Here is a 15,074-nt window from a genome sequence, read left to right as displayed (position 1 = left end):
CAGGGCGTCACGGACGATGGTGGCCGACTGGGCAATCGGCACACCGGGCCTGATCGCACAGACGACAGATTGCCAAGCCGCCGTGGAGGTCCGAGAACAGCGACGACAGGATGTTGTCCGCGGCCCGCTCCAGCACGACGCGATCGTCAGCCGACACTTTGCTCAGCAGCTCGGACACCGCCGCGTTCCGCAGACCTAGCAGCTTGGTCCGCTCCACCTGACCACGCGAGGTCAGCGAGACATGAACTACCCGGCGGTCAGAGGGCGACGGCGATTTCGCCACCAGGCCTTGCTCGCCTAGCCTCTCGACGACGCGAACTGCACCTGCATGCGAAAGCCGGAGAGTTTGCCGTACCTGGCCGATCGACATTCCTGGCGCGTGACCGATCGCGATCAAAGCCGCGGCCGTCTCGCCCCCCGCATTGAATGCTTCAGCGATCGCCAAGCGCACGCGGTCAGACACCGCTTGAGACAGCGCGCCAAAGATGTTGATCAAGCGATCCGAGGGGTCATCCATCGCCGCGACTCACGCAATATATGCGTCGCGCATACAATATCTGTGGGCCGGTGTCGAGCCTCGTGCCGGAGTACAAGCGTTCGCTGGAAGGCTTAGACGTCGTCGGTGCCTACCGGCCCACCTTCGCCCTCCATCCGATTGATCGCACGCACATCCTTGGCGTTGAACTTGAGCCTTACGCCGAGCCCTCCGCTATTGTCCTCGCTGATGAAAACCGCGCCGCCGCGTTCGAGCGCGTCCCGCAGCCGCGTCAAATCCGAGGCTGCAAACACGCTGGCGCCGGCTTCGAATTGAGCTAGCGCCTCTTCCTCCAAGCCTGCGATCTTGGCGACATGTGATCGCGGCCACTGAATGAGCGCTCTCGCTGCACGTGCTAGTGGCCCATTCATGTTTAATGCCTCCGTTTCGCGAACGCATCCTGTCGCCAAGATACGACCTTTCCCGCAACCGATCCGCTAGATGAGCTTCGCCATCACCACGGCGACATCCGCCATGCGTGTCGCGAAGCTCCACTCGTTGTCGTACCAAGCAAGCACGCGAACCATCCGGCCATCGACGACATCGGTCTGGGGGAGCGCGACGATCGAGGATTCGGTCCGGTGGGTCAGATCCACAGACACCAGAGGCTCTGTCGTGAATGCGAGCACCCCACTCATCGGACCACTCGCAGCCTGACGAATGGCGTCGTTCACTTCGTCGATCGTCACCTCCCGGGATGCGGAAATAGCGAGATCGACGACCGATACGTTCGGCGTTGGCACGCGGATTGACGAGCCATGGAGCTTGCCTTTCAGTTCTGGCAGCACGCGTCCGATTGCGTTCGCGGCTCCGGTCGAGGTTGGGATCATCGACAGCGCGGCTGCCCGTGCGCGGTAGAGATCCTTATGCACCGTATCCAGCGTCGGTTGGTCACCGGTATAGGCGTGAACCGTGGTCATGTAGCCCCGCTCAATGCCACATAGATCGTTCAGTATCTTCGCGACGGGCGCGAGGACATTCGTGGTGCATGAGCCATTCGATACGACGACATCTTCGGTTGTCAGCGTTTCGTGATTGACCTTGAAGACGATCGTCTTGTCTGCGCCCTCGCTGGGCGCGGAGACGAGCACGCGCTTTGCTCCTGCACGGATGTGCGATTCAGCCTTCTCCTTGGAGGTGAACAAACCCGTGCATTCGAGCGCCACGTCGACTCCAAGCTCGTTATGCGGAAGCTTTGATGGATCGCGCTCCGAAAACACTTTGATTTTACCGGACCCGATGTCGATCCAGTCTTCGCCGGTGGCTATCGATCCTTGAAAGGGGCCGTGAACTGAATCGTACTTCAGGAGGTGCGCCAACGTAGCAACCGGCCCGAGGTCGTTGATCGCAACCACCTCGATGTCATCACGCCGTAGTTCGACGATCGACCGTAAGGCCAGTCGTCCGATCCGACCGAAACCGTTGATTGCGACCTTGACCGTCATGCCTGTGTCCCCTGGTTCGCCGAACTGGCTACGGCATACGCACTTCGCTCAGTGCCGCCTGGCACGCGGTGGTCGTCTCCAGCAGCGAAAGCTTGCCGATCAGACCATCCTCATTATGTATGCGCCACGCATAGACCTATCCGTCTGTTGGCTGCAGGTCAACGAGGCAATGTCGGCATGGAGGATTAGGTTTGCGCCGCCCGGTTTCACAATCGACCTGGTGAAGGCACGCATACCGGCGAGATGAAGTGGCGTTGATGTTTACCCAAGAAGAAGAGAGGAGGCTGGCTGCGGCTAGAGCAGTCGACGAGATCGAAGACGGCATGTTCGTTGGCCTTGGGACCGGAAGCACAACAGCCTATGCCATTAAGAGCCTGAGCGACCGCATTCGGCAGGGCCTTCGCATCACCGCTGTCGCCACCTCCCGAGCGACCGAAATGTTGGCTCGTCGTCTCGCGGTGCCGCTCGTTCCTTTTGAGCAGTTCAGTTCGATAGACCTCACGATCGACGGCGCTGACGAGATCGACTGCCACTTTCAGGCGATCAAAGGCGGCGGCGGCGCCTTGCTCCGAGAGAAGGTCGTGGCCGCCGCTTCTAGCCGGATGATCGTGATCGTAGACGCTAGCAAAGTCGTTCAACGACTCGGCGGGTTTCCTTTGGCGGTCGAAGTCGTGCCCTTCGCGAGCGAGTTCGTTCGAACGCATCTTGCCAACCTCGGAGCCAGTGTGACGCTTCGCTCGGTCGGCGGAGAACCATTCATCACAGACCAGAGCAATCACATCTTGGATGCAGCCTTCGGCAAGGCCCTTAGGCCGATCGAGATCGCCGGAGCGATCGATGCCATCCCCGGCGTAATGGAGCACGGCTTGTTTCTCAGCGAGATTGACACTGTGGTGGTCGGACGCGGTGAGACGGTCGAGGTGCATCTCAGAGAGCAAGCCCCCGGATCCCTCCGTTAGGTGCCGACGAGGGGTGGCACCTGGCGCAGGCGTGATGTGATTCGGCCGTCGGGCAGCCAAAATCACGACAGCCCACCCCGATCTATAGCCGCCAGGTATCGCCATTTTGTGTGTCCCGACGATCGAAGTCCTGTATTCCAATCGTCCGCGCCATCCGCAGCATATCCTAAGCCACTGTAAAGGCGCACCTTTCGGCTTGCCAGAATCCCCCGGCGCCGCAGGGGTATGGCTTGCTGTCTATGCTTCGCGCACATATAGATGGGGCAATGGATGGACCTCGAGATCGAAATATCTTCGGGGCGTTCGCACTCATGATCAGCGACGACATCGTTCGCGCTAGTTCATCGCGGGCGCCAGAAGCTGGACCCGCCGCCTCGGCGCTTGCGTTGATTGCCCATAAGCCAGGGCTATCGATCCGCATGCTGTCAGTTGGGGTGGGACTTTCCCATGCCGCGACCGTCCGCTTGGTGGACCGTTTGTCGACGGAGGGATTGGTCGAGCGGCGTGAGCATTCGACTGACGGGCGCACGCGGTCCCTCCATCTTACAGAGGCTGGCAAGGTCGCGAGCGATGCGGTCCTGGCCTCGCGAGACAAGGTGATCGCTGAGGGACTATCGATCCTCACCCCTACCGAGTTGGACGCTCTTTATAGCATTGCTGAACGCGTGCTGCGCGATCGCCTGGAAAACCTCGAGCATTCCTACCGCATCTGCCGCTTGTGCTGTTACGAGGGCTGCACGAATTGCCCGATCGATGCCGAGTTGCACGAGCGCGGCGTAGACCGCGAGAACGGCGGCGAGGCTTAGAGCTCCGGAAGTCGCAGGTTTCAGTGTTGAGCGATGAGATACGCCGCCAGAAACCCCACGACCGTGATCAGGCCTATGAACGGCGGCGCCTTCTCGAAAGCTTCGGGAATCATAGCCTCCGCCAGCATCGCGATGACCGCGCCGGCTGCGAACGACAGAATGGCAGGGGCTTGAGTGGACGCCGAGCCGAGCAGAAGGTTTCCCGTACCGGCGGCGATGCAGACAAGTAGCGGAATACCGATCCAGACCGCGTAGATATAGCTTCGCGATCGGCCCGCGACCTTCATTCCGGAAGTGCTCGATAGACCCTGTGGCACATTAGCCAAAAAGAAGCCTGCCACTACTGCAAGGCTGATCCTGCCTCCACCAGCCACGGACATCCCAATCACGAGGGCCTCTGGAATGCCGTCGAGGACGCTGCCAAGCGCAATCGCAGCACCGCTACCGCGGTGCTCCTGTTCAGTGGCCTGCTCGGTGCATTCACCGCATCGCTTTCGATGCTTCGCGCCCCTGCGAGAGAGAAACCAGTTTGTGCCGCTGAAGATTGCGGCCCCTGCGAGCAGCGCAAAGATCGCTAAGGGTCCCAGGCCAGCCGACACGCGATCACCGATGAGTTCGGTAGCGACCACGGCAATCAACACACCACCACCGAAGCCCATCACCGCTGAGATCATGCGGTGAGTGAGTCGCCCGTACAGCACGTCCGCAAGAACCGCCCCCACCAGAAGTCCGCTTCCTGACAAAAGCCCCCACAAGCCGGCGATTACGTATTCGGGTATCATCGCAAGAACCCGGCTGACCTAGCGACGCGGGGCGAGCGCCTTAGCGTCCGTATCGTTGATGACCGTCCCTGCGTGCTCATCGTTTCGCTCGGTCCAATCGCCAGGCCGGTCGCTCGAAGTGGCAGCTATAGCCGCCGGGTCGACGCTGGAGGTACTTCTGATGCTCTGGCTCGGCCTCCCAGAACGGCTCTTCCGGGTTGATCTCGGATACGACAGGTCCCGGCCAGCGCCCCGACGCTTCGATCTCGGCGATTGTCTCCAGAGCAACGTCCATCTGCTTCTCAGACGTGTAGAAAATCGCGGACCGATAGCTTGGTCCGACGTCGTTACCTTGTTGCTCGTATGTCGTCGGATCGTGGATTTGGAAGAAGAGTTCCAGGAGAGCACGATATGTCAGTATCGAAGGATCAAACGTGACCTCCACCGCTTCCGCATGACCATGGTGTCTCGTGTAAGTCGGGTCCGGCATTTCGCCGCCGATGTAGCCGACACGCGTCGTCACGACGCCCTTCGCGCGGCGAAGTAAATCTTCGAGGCCCCAGAAACACCCACCCGCAAGTATCGCTCGCTCGGTTCGCGTCGGCGTCTGGTCAGTAGTGGGCAGACTCTGCATTCGATCAACCTCCGCTCTGTGCACCACATCAGTTCGCCGGCGCCGCACCTGCAGGCTGCGCATCGCTCGAAAGTTCGGTCTGCACATCCGAGCCTCGGACGAGTGTCAGGTCGACCGGACACCGATCCGCGATTTCCAGAATGCGCGCCCGCTGTTCATCGCTGAGCGGCCCATCGAGAGAGACGGTGCGCGTGAAGCGGTCGGGAGGCATCATGTCCGCCACTTTCTCGTGTCGCACGGTCGTCGTCGCTCGCTCCAGCGGGAAGCCTTTGCGGTTCGCGTAAAGACGCATTGTCATCACCGTGCAGGCGGCCAGTCCGGCCGACACCAGTTCGTAAGGAGACAGGCCGCTGCCGAGACCTCCGACCGATTCTGGTTCATCGGCGAACAGCGTGTGCTCGCCACTACGGACCGTGAGTTGGAACTTCCCCGCCAACGTTTCCGACGCCACGACTCCATTCGCTAACTCGACTTGCGGAAGGTCCGCCGCGAGCGGCGGCAGGAAGCGGCTTGCCCACGCTGCGACCATAGCTGAGGCGTAGTTCGCATCTTCGACATCGGTGAGAAGGTGATCGGCCGTGTCGAGCGAAACAAAGCTCTTGGGATGGCGCGACGCGACGAAGATGCGCGAGGCGTGCTCGATACCCACGACTTGATCCACCGGTGAATGCATCACAAGCACCGGACGTCGAAGGGCAGCGATAGACCTCTCGATGTCCACTTCGTCGACCGTTTCAAGGAAACTGCGGCGGATCAGGAAGGGCCTGCCAGCAATCTCCACCGATGCCTCGCCCTCGCTCGCTATCGCGTCTAGGTCGGCAGGTTGAAAGACGCGCAATATATGCTGAAGATCAGCCGGGGCGCCGATCGTCACTACCGCTGCGATATCCGGCAAGTCGGCGGCGGCTACGATCGCAGCCGTGCCGCCCAGGCTGTGTCCGACAAGGAGGGAGGGGGCCTTACCGGCGACAGCCATGGCCTCCGCGGCGGCCTTAAGATCATCGACGTCGGAAGCGAAGCTTATCGCTTCATCCGCAGAACTCTCGATCCCGGTGCCGGCGAAGTCGAACCGCAAGACGCCGATGCCAGCCCGCGAGAGGGCGCGTGCGATGTACACGGCGGCGCGGCTGTCTTTCCCGCAAGTGAAGCAATGGGCGAAAATAGCCCAGCCGCGAGGCGTACCTTCGGGCGCCTCCAAATACCCGGCTAGATCAGAGCCTCCACCACCGGGAAACGTGAACGGTCTTCCTGTCATAAGCGTCGAGCCTCCCACGGCGACTTAGTGGGTGCACCGGAACCCTTGGGCCCTGGCGGAAGCGCCATCAGGCCCGGACTAGCCGTCCAAGACATTCTTTTTATATGCGTGGCGCATATAGACAAGCCCCTAAAGCGTGATTATATGCGTCGCGCATACTTCTGGTGGCGGTCGAAAAGACCGGTCCTGAAGCGGCATCATTCACGGCGTGCAGGCCGAAGGGCTATGGAACTCAATCAGGTCAGCTATTTCATCAACTTGGCCGAGACGCTGAATTTTACAGCAGCGGCGCGGTTGAGCGGTGTGTCCCAGCCAAGCCTGACACGCGCGATCCGCCGCTTGGAGGAAGAGCTCGGCGGTCCGCTCATTTATCGCGATGGGAAGAACAGCCGTCTCACCGGCCTTGGCCAGGACGTGGAGGCTGAGTTTCGGCGCATGTTAGTCGCGATGAAAAGTGTTCGGCATCATTCTGAAAACTGGGCCATGGGGAGGCACCGGGTGCTGGACGTCGCCGTCGCCCCGACCGTCGGGCCGAAGCTTTTTACAGCCTTCTTCGAAAGCGCGTTGGCAGAAGTGCCATCGATCGAGATCAAGATGCATTCGCTCGGGGCGAGTGAAGACACATCGGAGGTGCTGTCGGGCAAGTATCACGCATGCATCCTGCCGCGCGAGACGCGGCCGGACCGCAAGCTTGATGTGCGACCTCTGTTCCGTGAGCGCTTCGTACTCGGCTGTTCCGCGAAACACCCGCTCGCGGCGAGCGATATCGTGCGAGGCGAGGACTTGTTGGAGTTCCCGTTCGTTGATCGTCTGAAGTGTGAGTTTCGCGAGCAGATCCTAGACCATTTCGCACGACGGGAGGTACTGATGCGGCCGCGCTTCCGGTCCGATCGTGACGATTGGGTGCAACGGGTCGTCGCAGACGGCGAGGCCATATGCATCCTTCCGGAGCGGTCGGCTACAGCCCAAGGTTTGGTTACGCGTCCGATCGATGGGTTTGTCCTCGAGCGAGAGGTCGTGATCGCGACGGTCTCTGGCTCCACGGCGCCGGTTGAGATCAGGAAGATCGCGCAGATGGCGGCCAGATACGCGTGGAACTGAACGCCGCTGATCACAGCGGAGCTATCGAAACTATACGCACAGCGTATTGGATAAATATAATTGGCACTGCGATAGTCGAGGTGACCGTCAAGCAAGATAAGATGTCCGTAATGTGCCTTGGCCCTGAAACCAAGTATTGGAGACGATCATGAAGTTTGAAAAGTCTCAGGCAGCGATCGACCGCCTGACCCCCGAGCAACGCCGGATCACCCAGGAAGACGGCACGGAGCGAGCCTTCACCGGTGAATACAACGATAACAAAGAACCGGGCATCTACGTCGATGTCGTGTCCGGAGAGCCGCTTTTCGCATCGACGGACAAGTTCGAGTCGAAATCCGGCTGGCCCAGCTTCACCAAGCCCATCGTCCCCGCGCACGTGAACGAGGTGCGGGACAGTTCGCACGGCATGGTCCGGACGGAAGTTCGATCGGTCCATGGCGACAGCCATCTCGGCCACGTGTTCCCCGACGGTCCGGCCGACCGTGGCGGACTACGCTATTGCATTAACTCGGCCGCCCTTCGCTTCATCCCGCGCGATGAGATGGAAGCCGAGGGCTACGGCGAATATCTCGATCAGGTGGAGGAGGCGTAACATGCATCAGCGCGCTGTTCTCGCAGGCGGATGTTTTTGGGGCATGCAGGATCTGATCCGCAAGCAGCCCGGCATCGTGTCGACCCGCGTCGGATACACCGGTGGCGACGTCCCGAACGCCACCTATCGCAATCACGGTACTCACGCTGAAGGGATCGAGATCATTTTCGACCCGGCAGCGACAAGTTACCGTAACATCCTGGAATACTTCTTCCAGATCCACGACCCGACGACGAAAGATCGGCAAGGCAACGATCGCGGCCTCTCCTATCGATCCGGCATCTACTATGTGGACGATGAGCAGAAACGGGTCGCCGAGGAGACGATCGCCGACGTCGACGCCTCCGGACTGTGGGACGGCAAAGTCGTCACCGAAGTCGAGCCTGTCGGCGATTTCTGGGAAGCGGAGCCGGAGCACCAAGACTATCTCGAGAAGCGCCCGGGCGGTTACACGTGCCATTTCCCGCGCGCGAATTGGGTGCTCCCCAAGCGTCAAGACGCTGATGCTACCCAGCCTACCACCGGAGCGGCAGCAGAATAGCTGCAGCGCCTATCGCGACATAGCGCTCTGCATCGCAAGCAATGGGACCGCATCGGCGAACGATGCGGTCCTCGTACGGCCCCTCAAGCGGTCATGCCGCTTGCCGGCCATCGATTTGGTAGGATTGCCCCAGCATGCCAGACCTTTCGTCATATCCGATCACCAAGCGCTGGCCTGCCTCCAATCCCGATCTCCTGCAGTTCTATGCAGCGCCCACGCCCAACGGCGTCAAGGTCTCCATCATGCTCGAGGAGACCGGCCTGCCATACGAGCCCCACTTTATCGACATCAGCACAAACGAGGCCAAAGACCCCGCTTTCGTGTCGCTGAACCCAAACGGGCGGATCCCTGCGATCATCGATCCGTCAGGCCCCGATGGTGAGCCGCTCGGCGTTTGGGAGTCCGGTGCGATCCTCGTTTACCTCGCCGAGAAGACGGGCCGATTGATTCCACCGGGACAAGCCAGGCGTTATGAGGTGCTGAGTTGGGTATTCTTCCAGATGTCGGCGATCGGCCCGATGTTCGGTCAGCTGGGCTTCTTTCTGCGTTGGGGCGGAAAGGACTACGAGGACAAGCGGCCTCAGCAACGGTTCGCCGACGAGTCCAAGCGCCTGCTGGGGATCTTGGATCGCCAGCTGGATGGGCGCGAGTGGATCGTCGACGACTATTCCATCGCCGACATCGCGACGCTCGGCTGGGTCAATGCCCTGGTCAGCACCTATGACGCCGGCGACCTGTTGCGCATCGCCGAACACCGGAACGTCCGGGGTTGGTTGGATCGCGGCCTCGCTCGACCAGCCGTGCAGCGGGGCCTGGTCATCCCTGCGAGGCCCGCATGAGCGTCATCGCCGCTTACTATTACAACGAGGGTCGCCGCATCCGCGAAGTCGCTATCGACGAGCGGGTTGAGCTCGACAAGAACCGATCTGGCTTCTGCTGGATTGGGCTCAGCGAGCCTTCGGAAAGCGAACTCAGGGCGCTTCAGTCGACCTACAATCTGCATCCATTGGCGATTGATAACGCGATGCATCCGATGTGCCCGCCGAAGCTCGAAGTCTATAACGGCGAGCTTTACGTCGTCGCTCAGACGGCCGAGCTGGTTGGGGACCGCATACGCTACGGCAAGACCGCGATCTTCACTGGTCACAACCATCTGATCACCGTGCGTCACGGCAACGCCGGAGCGCTTGGCAATCTTCGCGAGCAGCTTGAGGGTTCGCCTGCTCAGTTTGGTAAGGGTGTCGACTACGTCCTGCATGCCATCCTTCACCGCATCGTCGATCAGTATCTGCCGATCTTCGAAATGATCGAGGACGACGTGCTCGCGATGGAGAGGCGATCGCTCGACGACTTCCTGGGGCGGGCGGAGGTCGCGCGCATCTTCGGCTTGCGATGCGAATTGACGCGTTTCCAGCGAACCCTTGGCGCTATGGCGGAACTGGTGCGCAAGCTCGTTCGCGGACATTTCCCGTGCATCAGCGCTGAGGTGCGGCCGTACTTCAACGATGTCGCCGACCATGTCGATCGGGTCCAGTCCATGGTCGATGGCCTCCTCCAGGTGCTGTCCACGGTCTTCGAATTCAGCAGCCTTCTTGAGGCGCAGAGGACAGGCGTCATCACGCGCCAGCTCGCTGCCTGGGCGGCGATCCTCGCGGTCCCTACGGCCATCGCGGGCATATATGGAATGAACTTCAGGAACATGCCGGAGCTGGACACAGCTTACGGCTATTTCGTCGTGCTCGGCCTAATGCTGACGTTCTGTCTTTTCCTGTTCGTCCGCTTCAAGCGAGCCAAGTGGCTATGATGGTGCTCCGCATCTTCAGTGCTGGTCGGTCGCGGAGCCAAAGCGCGCCTTCGGTCGGCGCGCAACCCCTACAATCCGAACTCGAGGTGCATTGATGACAACTCAAGTGAGAGACGTTCTGGACGCCGTACAGTCCTTCGTGGCTAAGGGCTATGACCGAGAGTACCGTGTGAAGGACGGCGCTCTTGTCGATCTCGAACTCGGATCGACCCTCGACGCGTGCAGCATTCGTGTCGATGCCGCATTACGCCTTGAGAGCGGCGATGGAGCCGAAGACGCTTCGAACATCTACGCCATCACAGATCCGGCGACCGAGCATAAAGGTCTGCTTATCGATGCCTTCGATGTGTTCGACGAGATATGTCACCGTGACCTGTCCGAACGGCTTCTTGAGCATCGTGAAACAGCTCCGGCCGGTGACGCCGACGTGCCGAGCAAGCATGGGCTGCGCAAAGTCTACAAAAGCGAGTTTGATCGCGACCCTGAGCGTTACGTTTTGCGGGAAGGCTTCCCTGACTTTCCGGCATGCCCGTTCGGGGGAGCCTTCAGCATCCTCGGCTTCGATACAGCAGAACAATCATACGTCTGGCTCGTGACGAGCATTATTCGGGATCCCCGGCTGATCAGGATTCCCTACCAGGGCGAAGACGTTATTACCGACGAATGATGTCGGCGGAGCGCGGGAAAACCCAGACCCCAACGATGGATGGGATGCCCCTTAAGGTCAAAAATAACGAGGCAGAGATGGACTGGAACAAGGACCATATTCGCGAGACAATGCTGTCGCTTGAAACCGCGGCGCTGCAAAGCGCTCGCAAGAAGTATCTGGATTACGTCTCCACCGCGCGCCTCGATCGCAGCGAGCCGATCGAGAACGACGAGCAGGCGCAAGCCGAGGTGGCGAGCGACTTTGCTGAGGCGCTCGATGACACTCTCGATGACTATGTTGATAAGCTCGACAAACTCCGGACAATCGATTTTGGACCAAAGTCAGAAGTCTCGGAAGGCGCCGTCGTCAAGCTGTCCGGTAAGCACTTCGTCATTTCGGTCTCGACTGGCAGGTTCATTTGTCATGGGCAGGAACTGATGGGCATCTCGACGATGGCCCCGATCTACGAGGCGATCGAAGGCGCGCGAGCCGGGGAAACGGTGCAGTTCAATGGCCGCGATTTGACCGTGGAGGCTGTTGCGTAGGCGGGACCCGCGGTCCTCGGATCGTGAGTGCGGGCCATCGACGTTCGCAGCCTTACTGGACGACCTCCGGCCTCCCCATTGCCGCTTCTCTCAGATGATCGGCACTTACGAGCTAAGCCACCCCAGACCTGCGTAGGCGAGCATTCCCAATACCATCGCCACGATGACCTGGTTCGTGGCGATCGCTGCACCCAGCGCGACACCGGCCGCGATCCAGGTTGGAGGTGGCTGACCGATCAACGACGACGCGACCAAGCTGACCACGATCAGCCCAGGCAACTCGTCCAGAACCCAAGCCTGCCTGGAAACCCTAATTCGTTCACCGGCAATCAATCCGGCGACCCGGATCGCAAACGCAGCCACAACGAGCAAACTGACAACAACCCAGTGCGAAGCGCTCATCGGGCTGCCGCCTCGATCCTGCGCTTCAAGAAGGTCACCACCAAGCCGAAGAATGCGCCGACGATGATCCCGTAAGCTTTGGGCATGCCGAGCGAGATGACGGCCATGGTCGCTGCCGCGGCCATGGTCCATGGCAGAACTTGGGAACGTCCCCGCCACAGACCTCGCGCCATCGCAATGAAGGCCGCCGTGAACGCGAAGCTCAGGCCAAAGCGTCCGAGATCGGGCAGCGCGGCGCCAAGCAAGGCCCCGAGCGTCGTGGAGGCTGTCCACATGGAGATGTTCACCAGCCCTGAGCCTATGAGGAATGGTGCTCCGACATCGGGGGACTTCGCCCGCTCGGACATCGTCAAAGCCCAGTTCTCGTCGCCAGTAATGTGGATGGCGAAGAGCTTCTTCCTCAGCGACAAGCCGGCCAACACCTCGGATAAAGAGGCGATGATGCCGACATAGCGCAGGTTGAGCGACGCACCGGCCAGAACCGCGCCCAACACGACACCTGTGGAAGCGAACTGCTCAACCGCGATGATTTGCGAAGAGCCCGCATGGGTAGAGGCGCTCATGATCGCGACGCCCCACCACGGGAAACCTACCTGTACGGCCAGGAAACCAAAGGCCAAGCCGTACACGCTGGCCCCCAAGGCCAACGGGAGGATGGCGATCGCCCCCCGTTTAGCCTCGTATGCGTTTCTCGCGGCTAGAGCGTTCACGCTCTCATCCATGACACGTTCCGCCTTGTTCTCAGCCAGGCTCCTCTAACAGCCGACTGGCAATCCTTCGGTCGTCGGCATAGGCGTCTCAGCGGCGCTGATCCGCCGGGGTTCGTATCATCGCGTCGAGCGACCCGGTGATCATCGCCGTGCTCGGGCAGCGTGTTGCTCTCGTCTTGACCGAGCGGTCTGAGTGCCTGCGGACACCGGCCAAGACCGCCAGGGCAGTCAGCAGTGCCGCTGCGTAGAGGAACAGGCCGCCAGGGCCGAGGAGGTCCATCACCAGGCCTCCGATGAGCGGCCCGGCGGCGGTTCCGATCCCGTTGAGTAGGAGAAGTCCGCGAGCGGTCCCCAGCAGCCGACCCGCAGGAAGGTCGTCATTCGCAACGGCAAGGCATAGCGAATAGATGGGAATACCGAAGCCGCCGAACAGCGCGCCCGCCGCAAGTAGCACAGGCAGAGGCGCCTCCGCAGCCAGCGCTACGCCGATCGCAGCCGCCGCGGAAGCCAGGGCGGCGCCGGCAATGACGAGTGTCCGCGACACGCGGTCCGATAGCCATCCCAATGGCCACTGCAGCACGAGCGTTCCACCAAGGACCGCAGCCATGAACGCAGAAATGCCGCCCACATCGAGGCCAATCCTCTGCGCAAAATTGGGGCCTAGTCCCCAGAAGCCGCCGATGGCCAGGCCGGCTAGGAAAACGCCGACCGACGGAAGGGGCGAAATTGCAACGAGATCGCGAAAGGCGACGGGCTCCTGTTGAACCTCGGCCGGGGGATGACTGGGCAGTAGCGTGACGGGGACGACGGCCGCAGATATCAGCAGCGAGACGAACAGGAATAGCGTCACGTCTGTAGGCGGCGCGATGTTGAGCAGCGCTTGACCAAGGGCCCATGAACCCATCGAAACAACGCCGAAGATCGACAAAAGCTGACCGCGCGTGGATTGAATCGCGTGCGCGTTGAGCCAACTCTCAGTCGCTAGGATCATGCCTGCATAGGCGAAGCCGGTCACAAGGCGAAGCGGCATCCATACGTTTGCCTCCACGAATGCGACATGAAGAAGAGCCGTCATTGAAGCCATCGCGGCGAAGCCAGCGAAAGTCCTCACATGGCCCACGGACACGATCATCTTGGGCAGCGTGAGAGCGCCAATGGTGAAGCCCGCAAAGTATAGGGACATCATCGCGCTGATCGTTTGAGCTGAAAAGCCTTCCTCCCCAGCCCTCACGATCAGGAGCGTACCCAGTAGACCATTGCCCAAGAGCAACGTGGCGACGCTCAACAATAGCGCTGCGACCGGCGCCAAAACGAGCCCCCGCGCGCAGGCCGCCTTCACGCTGTTCATCGCCTGACTCATTTCCGAGCCTGGCGCGGAGGCTGATACGCCGCAGAACTGATGAACTGATCAAAGGCTTCGCACCAGATGACAACGGCGCTGTAGTCGCGAACGTCGATGTCGGCGGGCACCTCCATAATGAAGCCGTTGAACGTCCTCACATCGCCGACCCGGGCCGACGCGTCCTTGATCGCGAGGAACGCTTCCTCGGTCTCGACGAAGTGCGGGGCGAGATAAAGCTTGTAGTCCGGCCCGGGAGAGAGACGGCCGATGTGTGCGATCCGGTGAGGCAGGATCTGCACTTCGCCTTCACCCCAGTGCAGCAGGTCGCTGCCGGCTAGATCACGAGAAAGCTTTCCCGAATAGAGCGCCTCAGGCGTCGAACTCCTCAACGCAGCTTCAGTGGGCGACGCCGGCGCGGTGAGGATAGGCAGCGTGTAGATGCCGGCAGCAAAGCCTGTGATGCCAACGACGAAGTGGGTGCAGGCTAGAATAAGCCACCGTGGCATGTTTCACGAGCTCTCCAAATTTGCCACCAAACGATCCGCGTCCAGGTGGAAATCCGAAAAGACGATGCGACCGTCGGCATTGATGACCGTGAACCACGGCGTTCCCCGTGTCCGGTAATCCTCCATGAACGTTGGAAACGCAGCACCAGGCGGCGGTTCGTCGTGCCCGAAGGCGACGGGGAGACGGTACTCCACCTGATTGATGCGCAACTTGTCGAATGTATTTTCGTGCGCTCCTTCGAAGACCGTCTGGATCACTGCGAATCCGACGCCTCTGGACTCCAGCGCACCATGCAATTTCTGCAGTGTGGGAAACCCATGCAGATGGCAGCCCCTGCACCAGTGCTGAAACGCGAAAAGGATCTTCGGCCCTACGCCAAGATCCGATAGCTTGATCGGCGTCTGGAGGTCGCTTCCATCCACGGCGATCCACCGATGAATGCGAAGCTCTGGCGCTTGACGATCGGCCGCGCTCATCCCTCTCTCC

The 15,074-nt window shown here is 60.8% G+C and carries 20 protein-coding genes; 9 read left to right on the top strand and 11 right to left on the bottom strand.

The window, feature by feature from the left end; all coding sequences use genetic code 11:
* Positions 1 to 7 precede the first annotated feature (7 nt).
* The 3 genes from V5F61_RS09300 to gap form a co-directional block, all read right to left on the bottom strand.
* Positions 8 to 517, bottom strand: a complete 510-nt coding sequence (locus V5F61_RS09300; RefSeq protein ID WP_024350813.1) for a MarR family winged helix-turn-helix transcriptional regulator — start codon at positions 515 to 517, stop codon at positions 8 to 10.
* Between the two features lie 92 nt (positions 518 to 609).
* Positions 610 to 831 carry a hypothetical protein gene (locus tag V5F61_RS09295; RefSeq protein ID WP_024350812.1) on the bottom strand — a complete coding sequence of 74 codons (222 nt, stop codon included), beginning with the start codon at positions 829 to 831 and terminating at the stop codon, positions 610 to 612.
* Positions 832 to 972: 141 nt separating this feature from the next.
* The gene (gap, locus tag V5F61_RS09290) at positions 973 to 1,980 is read right to left on the bottom strand and encodes a type I glyceraldehyde-3-phosphate dehydrogenase (protein WP_024350811.1); all 1,008 of its coding nucleotides are present in this window, start codon (positions 1,978 to 1,980) and stop codon (positions 973 to 975) included.
* Positions 1,981 to 2,237: 257 nt separating this feature from the next.
* Here gap and rpiA point away from each other — a divergent pair, with 257 nt between their 5' ends.
* Positions 2,238 to 2,939 (top strand): ribose-5-phosphate isomerase RpiA, encoded by a 702-nt coding sequence (gene rpiA, locus V5F61_RS09285; protein ID WP_024350810.1) that lies wholly within the window; start codon positions 2,238 to 2,240, stop codon positions 2,937 to 2,939.
* A 311-nt stretch (positions 2,940 to 3,250) separates the two neighbouring features.
* On the top strand, positions 3,251 to 3,745 hold the full coding sequence (locus tag V5F61_RS09280) for a MarR family winged helix-turn-helix transcriptional regulator (protein WP_230450755.1): 495 nt from the start codon (positions 3,251 to 3,253) through the stop codon (positions 3,743 to 3,745).
* A gap of 20 nt (positions 3,746 to 3,765) precedes the next feature.
* On the opposite strand, the gene V5F61_RS09275 is transcribed toward V5F61_RS09280, so the two are convergent.
* From V5F61_RS09275 to V5F61_RS09265, 3 genes are all read right to left on the bottom strand, one after another.
* On the bottom strand, positions 3,766 to 4,527 hold the full coding sequence (locus V5F61_RS09275) for a ZIP family metal transporter (protein WP_029660571.1): 762 nt from the start codon (positions 4,525 to 4,527) through the stop codon (positions 3,766 to 3,768).
* 76 nt (positions 4,528 to 4,603) lie between these two features.
* Positions 4,604 to 5,140, bottom strand: coding sequence for a peptide-methionine (S)-S-oxide reductase MsrA (msrA, locus tag V5F61_RS09270; protein WP_029660570.1), 537 nt, complete (start codon positions 5,138 to 5,140; stop codon positions 4,604 to 4,606).
* 28 nt (positions 5,141 to 5,168) lie between these two features.
* Positions 5,169 to 6,395 carry a bifunctional alpha/beta hydrolase/OsmC family protein gene (locus V5F61_RS09265; protein ID WP_024350806.1) on the bottom strand — a complete coding sequence of 409 codons (1,227 nt, stop codon included), beginning with the start codon at positions 6,393 to 6,395 and terminating at the stop codon, positions 5,169 to 5,171.
* 225 nt (positions 6,396 to 6,620) lie between these two features.
* Between V5F61_RS09265 and V5F61_RS09260 the strand changes: the two genes are divergently transcribed.
* From V5F61_RS09260 to V5F61_RS09230, 7 genes are all read left to right on the top strand, one after another.
* Positions 6,621 to 7,496: a LysR family transcriptional regulator gene (locus V5F61_RS09260; RefSeq protein ID WP_024588018.1), complete on the top strand. Its 876-nt coding sequence runs from the start codon at positions 6,621 to 6,623 to the stop codon at positions 7,494 to 7,496.
* A gap of 148 nt (positions 7,497 to 7,644) precedes the next feature.
* On the top strand, positions 7,645 to 8,088 hold the full coding sequence (gene msrB, locus V5F61_RS09255; RefSeq protein ID WP_024350804.1) for a peptide-methionine (R)-S-oxide reductase MsrB: 444 nt from the start codon (positions 7,645 to 7,647) through the stop codon (positions 8,086 to 8,088).
* A gap of 1 nt (position 8,089) precedes the next feature.
* A complete protein-coding gene (gene msrA / locus V5F61_RS09250; protein ID WP_024350803.1) occupies positions 8,090 to 8,629 on the top strand; it encodes a peptide-methionine (S)-S-oxide reductase MsrA in 540 nt (179 codons plus the stop codon).
* A 134-nt stretch (positions 8,630 to 8,763) separates the two neighbouring features.
* Positions 8,764 to 9,468 carry a glutathione S-transferase N-terminal domain-containing protein gene (locus V5F61_RS09245; RefSeq protein WP_024350802.1) on the top strand — a complete coding sequence of 235 codons (705 nt, stop codon included), beginning with the start codon at positions 8,764 to 8,766 and terminating at the stop codon, positions 9,466 to 9,468.
* Positions 9,465 to 10,433, top strand: coding sequence for a magnesium and cobalt transport protein CorA (locus tag V5F61_RS09240; RefSeq protein ID WP_024350801.1), 969 nt, complete (start codon positions 9,465 to 9,467; stop codon positions 10,431 to 10,433). The genes V5F61_RS09245 and V5F61_RS09240 overlap by 4 nt, the downstream gene beginning before the upstream one ends.
* Before the next feature lie 94 nt (positions 10,434 to 10,527).
* Positions 10,528 to 11,100, top strand: a complete 573-nt coding sequence (locus V5F61_RS09235) for a hypothetical protein (protein WP_024350800.1) — start codon at positions 10,528 to 10,530, stop codon at positions 11,098 to 11,100.
* A 77-nt stretch (positions 11,101 to 11,177) separates the two neighbouring features.
* The gene (locus V5F61_RS09230; protein WP_024350799.1) at positions 11,178 to 11,627 is read left to right on the top strand and encodes a hypothetical protein; all 450 of its coding nucleotides are present in this window, start codon (positions 11,178 to 11,180) and stop codon (positions 11,625 to 11,627) included.
* Positions 11,628 to 11,732: 105 nt separating this feature from the next.
* Here V5F61_RS09230 and V5F61_RS09225 read toward each other — a convergent pair whose 3' ends face one another.
* The 5 genes from V5F61_RS09225 to V5F61_RS09205 all read right to left on the bottom strand — a co-directional run bounded on the left by V5F61_RS09225 (position 11,733) and on the right by V5F61_RS09205 (position 15,064).
* The gene (locus tag V5F61_RS09225) at positions 11,733 to 12,029 is read right to left on the bottom strand and encodes an AzlD domain-containing protein (protein WP_024350798.1); all 297 of its coding nucleotides are present in this window, start codon (positions 12,027 to 12,029) and stop codon (positions 11,733 to 11,735) included.
* The gene (locus V5F61_RS09220) at positions 12,026 to 12,751 is read right to left on the bottom strand and encodes an AzlC family ABC transporter permease (protein WP_024350797.1); all 726 of its coding nucleotides are present in this window, start codon (positions 12,749 to 12,751) and stop codon (positions 12,026 to 12,028) included. The genes V5F61_RS09225 and V5F61_RS09220 overlap by 4 nt, the downstream gene beginning before the upstream one ends.
* A gap of 76 nt (positions 12,752 to 12,827) precedes the next feature.
* A complete protein-coding gene (locus tag V5F61_RS09215; protein WP_024350796.1) occupies positions 12,828 to 14,087 on the bottom strand; it encodes an MFS transporter in 1,260 nt (419 codons plus the stop codon).
* An 8-nt stretch (positions 14,088 to 14,095) separates the two neighbouring features.
* Entirely contained in the window at positions 14,096 to 14,587 is a 492-nt protein-coding gene (locus V5F61_RS09210; protein ID WP_024350795.1) for a DM13 domain-containing protein, read from the bottom strand.
* A gap of 3 nt (positions 14,588 to 14,590) precedes the next feature.
* On the bottom strand, positions 14,591 to 15,064 hold the full coding sequence (locus tag V5F61_RS09205; protein WP_024350794.1) for a peroxiredoxin family protein: 474 nt from the start codon (positions 15,062 to 15,064) through the stop codon (positions 14,591 to 14,593).
* Positions 15,065 to 15,074: the final 10 nt, after the last annotated feature.

Origin of the sequence: Xanthobacter sediminis (assembly GCF_043195015.1) — a bacterium.
Classification (GTDB): Bacteria; Pseudomonadota; Alphaproteobacteria; order Rhizobiales; family Xanthobacteraceae; genus Xanthobacter.
This window is presented reverse-complemented; position numbering and strand designations above follow the sequence as displayed.